The following is a 5,700-nucleotide window of genomic DNA, read 5'->3' on the forward strand; positions in this document are numbered from 1 at the left end:
ACCATGAGCTGGTAATAATTATTATTAATGCAAATCCGTGATGATAGCCTTAAAAATTACTATGCGGCCCCTATCTTCAAATGCGCCACATTAGAAGAATTGCGAAACAAAATTGAAAATTTGAGAAACCAGGAAGATATCAATGAGAATATGAAAGGAATTCAGAAAAGAGGTGAGTGAGATGGAGAGGTTTTTAGATTATTTCTCAGAGCAGAACGAGTCAAGCTCATAACCATAAGGCATATAAATTTGGATATCCCGCAGGGTGTAGGCTTGGCAGGACAGCCTCCACCCTTTCTTGATAGCGGCTTCTCCAAGCCTGTTAATTTCAAGCTTATTGACAGGAGAAAGGCCTTTTTCTCCGGCAAGAATTTTTATGCGGCAGCATCCACACCTGGCCTTGCCGCCACATACCGAATGGATAGGGGATTCCCCGACAAGAAAGTTATTCAAGAGATTGAGCCCCGGATTGACATCGACCATAAGCCCGAGGTTTTCGATACGTATTTTTGCCATCAGTTGGCGGCCACCGAATCAAAAGTATTTATGGTGTGAATAGCAGTTAACGGTGAGTGATTGTTACCAATGACTGGTCTCCGTAAATCTGTTAACCGTAAACCGGCAACTGATCACCGTCAACCTGGTTAATTACGTTTTTTCAACTGAAAAGTTTTTTCCTCCGGTACCTGAAAGTGTGATGATTCATGTGGAGAAACCTTGCCGCCTTACTCTCGTTACCATCCCCAAGCAACAAGGCTTTTTCAATATAGTTACGTTCAACATTTCTCACAACCTCATCAAGATCAATTCCTTGAGAGCTAATATCCGGTAATTCCAACCCACTCACACCCTTCTCTCTCCCCGACTCCAATCGTTCAAGTTGCAGATCATCCGCTAACAGCGCCGGTCCCTTGCCCAGCAAGACCCCCCGTTCGATACTGTTTTTCAGTTCTCGAATATTCCCCATCCAGTTGTGTTGAACTAATAATTTTTCAGCATCGGGAGAGATAGCACGATATGACTTGCCAAATTTTGCGGAAAACAACTCAAGAAAATATCTGCTGAGCGGCAGAATATCAGCACAACGTTCTTTGAGACTCGGTATTTTAACCTTGACCACCGCCAGTCTGAAATAAAGGTCTTTTCTGAACACTCCTTCTTGCATCATCTCTTCCAGATTTTTGTTGGTGGCAGCCACCAACCGAGTTGTCACTTTAATTGGTTGGGAGGAACCTACTCGATAAAATTCACCCTCTTCAAGAAAACGGAGCAGTTTCGCCTGAGCGCTCAAACCTAAATCACCGATCTCATCAAGAAACAAACTGCCGTTATTGGCCTCTGCTAACAAGCCAATTTTACCACCGACACGGGCGCCGCTGAATGCCCCGGTGACATAACCAAAAAGTTCACTTTCAATAAGCTCCGTGGGGATAGCCGCACAGTTTATCTTAATCAATGGGCCCTGAGAATTTGGGCTTCGATAATGAATAGCACTGGCAACCAACTCCTTGCCGGTCCCTGTTTCACCAGAAATAAGAACTGGGGTGTCCGGACTCGCTGCCACCTGATCGACAAAATCCATCACCTGGAGGATGGCATCGCTCTCCCCCACGAAATAGGGATGACTCTCCTGGAGGCACAGTTCCTGCACTCGCTGAATTTCCCTGCGCATATGAAGAGTTTCCAGGGCATGGTTGATGGTCACCACCAAACTCGCCATATGCAACGGCTTAACCACGTAATCATACGCGCCGAGTTTCATTACCCGGACAGCTGTTTCAACATCTTCATACGCGGTTATGATAACTACCTGAAGGCCTGGGTATTTTCCTTTAATAATCCGTAAGGCGTCAATACCGCTCATCCCTGGCAGGCCGAGATCCAACAGGAGAAGATCAGGAGCAATGCCGGGAGATGCCAGCTTTGCAAGAACATCTTCCGCTGTTTCAAAGGTCAGAATTCTGAACTCGGTATTCAGTGCGAGGCTTATTCCTTCCCTGATCGTCTGTTCATCATCAACCACATAGATAAGAAAAGTATTAGAGGATAGCATTTTTTCCTTTTTCCAACGGCAGGTTAATGGTAAAGGCTGCCCCTCCCCATTGGCTCGAGCCGACATGTATTGACCCATCATGATCGAGAATAATCCTCTCACAGATACTGAGTCCGATGCCAGTGCCATCAGCCTTGGTGGTAAAAAATGGCGCGAAAACAGCGCTGACCAAATCAGGCGCAATCCCAGACCCGTTATCTGCAACCGTGACACTGATCATGTTCTGTTTTAAAATAGAAATCACTTTGATTTTTTTCTCACCTGGTAATTTTCTCACGGCATCAATGGCATTAGTCAGCAGATTAACCATCACCTGCACAAAAAGCTGAGGATCGAGCTGAATCAAGGGCAGATTGCCCTGTAATTCTTTTTCGGTCTTGACACCAGCCTTTCTAAAAGCAACTCCAATAAGAGTAAACGCTTCGTTGATGGACTGATTGACATCCGCCTGTCGAAAAAGTGGAGTAATAGGCTTGGAATAATCCATAACCCGCCGAATAACAGATTCAATCGAACGAGAGGCCAGCTTGATCTGAGAAAAAAGATTTTCAATAGTCTGATGATTACATTGCTTACTACAGATCTTTTCAAGGGTGCTCAGGTTGATATTGATCCCGGAGAGAGGATTTCGTATTTCATGGGCAAGAGTGGCAGCGAGTCTGCCCAGAGAATTCAGCTTATCTGCATGCATCAGCTTCTTGTTGATGGTAATAATCACCTGCGCCTGAGAGGCTACCTTTTTTTCCATATCAAAATATACGCCTACCAGCTTTTCCTCTGCCTGCTTCAATTCAGTAATATCATCATACACAGCAACAATTTCGCCTGTAGGTAATTTGTAGACATAGTTTTCCCTCCAGCCGCTGATTCTGTGATCGTGATAGATCGTAACCGGATGATGTTCTGGCTTACCAGTCTGCCAGACCCGTATCAAGACATCAAAAAGACCAAATTCTCTCACTCCAGGAAAAACATCAAGAACACTCTTGCCAATCACCTCCTTCTTGCTCGTCTTCTCAATCCGTTCAGCGGCCTTGTTAAAATCAAGAAAAAAGAAATTACTGCCGTCATCGTTTGGTTTATAAACTGCTACCCCGTTGTTAATATTATTAAATAGTTCTCGGTAGCGATATTCACCGGCGCTTATTTTCTCATGATCCGATTTCAAGTGCGAGATATCCTGTGAGGTAACGATCTCAGCTCGGATTAACAGCTGTCGCAACTCCTGCAATTCTTCAATCAATTGTGCTTTGGTTTTTCTGGTATCTATAGCCATAATCTTCTGGTTTGTTTTTAGTAACCGTTCAGCTGCACCCCAGATTCGTTCAAGCAGCCCTGCTTGAACGAATCTGGGGTGCAGCTGAACGGTTACGGTGCGAAGGCTTTTGGGATGTTTCTTGCCACTGGTAAACGATTACTGTTTTCACACGTTATCCATCTCTTCATAGGCCGCAAAGATATTGCGCAGCTCTTGAATCTTCGGCAAAAGGCCCAATAAATACCCGCTCCCCTTCGACTCCCGCCGTCATTTGCCCTAAGGACCTCGGTCAAAATAAATCATTCCATATAACTTGTCTTTTTGCTCGTTTTATTCGCTATGAGAACAGTTACATAGCTCTGCTATACGCTTGTTCATGCTCCTCGCATACGATCAGAAATCCTGCACAATCTTGGAACAATTGTGACTACTTAGCTTCCCAACCGGGCTGCCGCCGGTATTTATTATGAAAGATACAAATCGTCAGAAAATGTATCGATTTCATTTAGATATAGATATCGATAAATGATTTATAACTTAGAAGCGCCCCACGCCGCACGCGGCGGTTTATCATAAAGTAACTTTCTACCGATTCTGCCACGGGCGTTGGTCAAAATCGAAAACTAAAAATACACAATTTCAATCACTTATCTTAAGTTACTTGGAAGAATCATAGTCAATCATGAATGCATCGTAGATGCATGAAGTCAGTGTGTGCTCAGCCATTGACAGCGCCTTTTCATTCATGTGACAACATGGTCACAAAAACAGGACAATATATAATTGTAACCACCAGTTGCTTCAAGGTATGATTATGGTGCCGCCATGTTCATCTTAAATGGATTGACTTCCAGAACAGCTCAGACTATCATTTTTCCCTCCACTATCACCCCTCATCACCCATCCAAGGCCATGAATGAACAATAACGACAACATCTTTCGGCTCTTGGAGCAAGACGGACCATTCGCTACCGAAGAGTCAACAATTGAGCCGAGATTATTTTCACCGGTGACTCGTATTTTCGCCCGACGGCTTGCAGAAACGGGGCTAGTTAACCGGTACCGCATTGTGCGTGATCAGGTCTTCGAATTTCTCCATGTTAACTCCTTGGCCGATGCCCATCGACTCATCCTTGATGAACAACATCGTGACGCTGCCAGCTGTCGGGCTTATAGCCTAATCGGCAACATGTTCGGGATTGGTGGTGATGAACATAAGTGCCGTGCCGCAATAAGCAATTATTCCCGCACAGCAGATGGGGTGGTTCATTATCTGAAAAGTAATATACTGGCGCCTTATGCACCTTACTTCGAGATGACTAACAAGATCTGCACGATCAGTGACCCTGTCGAACTCCTGCTCATCCCACTTGATGACCGCTACCATAAAAAGGCACGGTTTGAGGCCAAGCGCAAGCTCATACTCATGAGCCTAGCTGCCAGCATTGAACAACGGGAACGGGAGACTGAAATCGAGCAGAAATTTAGCCGGTTTCTCGACTTTTTAAATGAACATGTCTGGAGCCAGGATGCAAAAATCGGTGAGGTAGAGCCAGCCCTTCTCTTGAGTCGACACAATCACGATGATTTTTCTTGTTGTGAAGTGACGGTATTCCCATGGAAGGAAGCTATTGGACTTCAACATGAACTTGGCACAAAAAGAACTCTGATTAAACGCCTTTGGTTTCATGCACAGGGCCGGAAGATTCCTATCTACGTCACGGTCAGAAAAAAAGAATCAGAGGCCAAAGTCCTAAAGCTGCTTCGCAAAGGTATGGAGAACCCAGACATAGCAGTAGACGATGAGTTGGGGCTTATGGGTGTGCTAGATCAGATCGGGGATGTACGAATTTTTCAAAAACATTTAGTCGAGAGCGCCATTCGAGCTGGTTCATTCCTTACCCTAGAGGACGTATCAGACTCGTTAGCTAATAGTTCTCAACGAAATGGTAATGTTGGTAGTTCAAACAAGACTCCGATGCTTAAGTTTTTTGCCCGGATGGGTGGGATGCGGGTAGAATTCATCCTTCATACCAACACAAGCTTTCTTAATTATACCTACCAGCGGGGTGTATCCCACGCCGAGTATGAGGTCAATCGGCTGTTCGATTCCGGTGTGGCCGAGTTACTTTTCCCTTGGGATATATATCTTCTGGATTTAACTGTAGTTAAGAATGATCTCTTGCGTCGCTTCCGGCAGCAAATTGAAGCGGATTGAAAGGTTCTATCGCTACCTTGTCAAGTTTTCTTTTCAACCATGTAGTCATTTTTCAAAGAGCATCGTTCTCCAAGCTGTTTTCTGGTATCTACATTATAACCTTCCCCCTAGAAACTGAGCCATTGTGAAGTTATTGATTTCTGTCTAAATCTTAAATTCATAACGGGAGGA

General features: G+C 44.7%; 4 protein-coding genes. 1 reads left to right on the forward strand and 3 read right to left on the reverse strand.

Going from position 1 to position 5,700, the window contains the following annotated elements:
- Positions 1–198 precede the first annotated feature (198 nt).
- The 3 genes from FP815_03140 to FP815_03150 all read right to left on the reverse strand — a co-directional run bounded on the left by FP815_03140 (position 199) and on the right by FP815_03150 (position 3,329).
- Entirely contained in the window at positions 199–516 is a 318-nt protein-coding gene (locus tag FP815_03140; protein MBA3013931.1) for a (2Fe-2S)-binding protein, read from the reverse strand.
- A gap of 142 nt (positions 517–658) precedes the next feature.
- Positions 659–2,053, reverse strand: a complete 1,395-nt coding sequence (locus tag FP815_03145; protein MBA3013932.1) for a sigma-54-dependent Fis family transcriptional regulator — start codon at positions 2,051–2,053, stop codon at positions 659–661.
- Positions 2,040–3,329 carry a GHKL domain-containing protein gene (locus FP815_03150; protein MBA3013933.1) on the reverse strand — a complete coding sequence of 430 codons (1,290 nt, stop codon included), beginning with the start codon at positions 3,327–3,329 and terminating at the stop codon, positions 2,040–2,042. Before FP815_03150 ends, FP815_03145 begins: the two co-directional genes overlap by 14 nt.
- 898 nt (positions 3,330–4,227) lie before the next feature.
- Here FP815_03150 and FP815_03155 point away from each other — a divergent pair.
- Positions 4,228–5,529: a hypothetical protein gene (locus tag FP815_03155; GenBank protein MBA3013934.1), complete on the forward strand. Its 1,302-nt coding sequence runs from the start codon at positions 4,228–4,230 to the stop codon at positions 5,527–5,529.
- Positions 5,530–5,700 lie beyond the last annotated feature (171 nt).

Source organism: Desulfobulbaceae bacterium (genome assembly GCA_013792005.1).
GTDB lineage: Bacteria > Desulfobacterota > Desulfobulbia > Desulfobulbales > VMSU01 > VMSU01.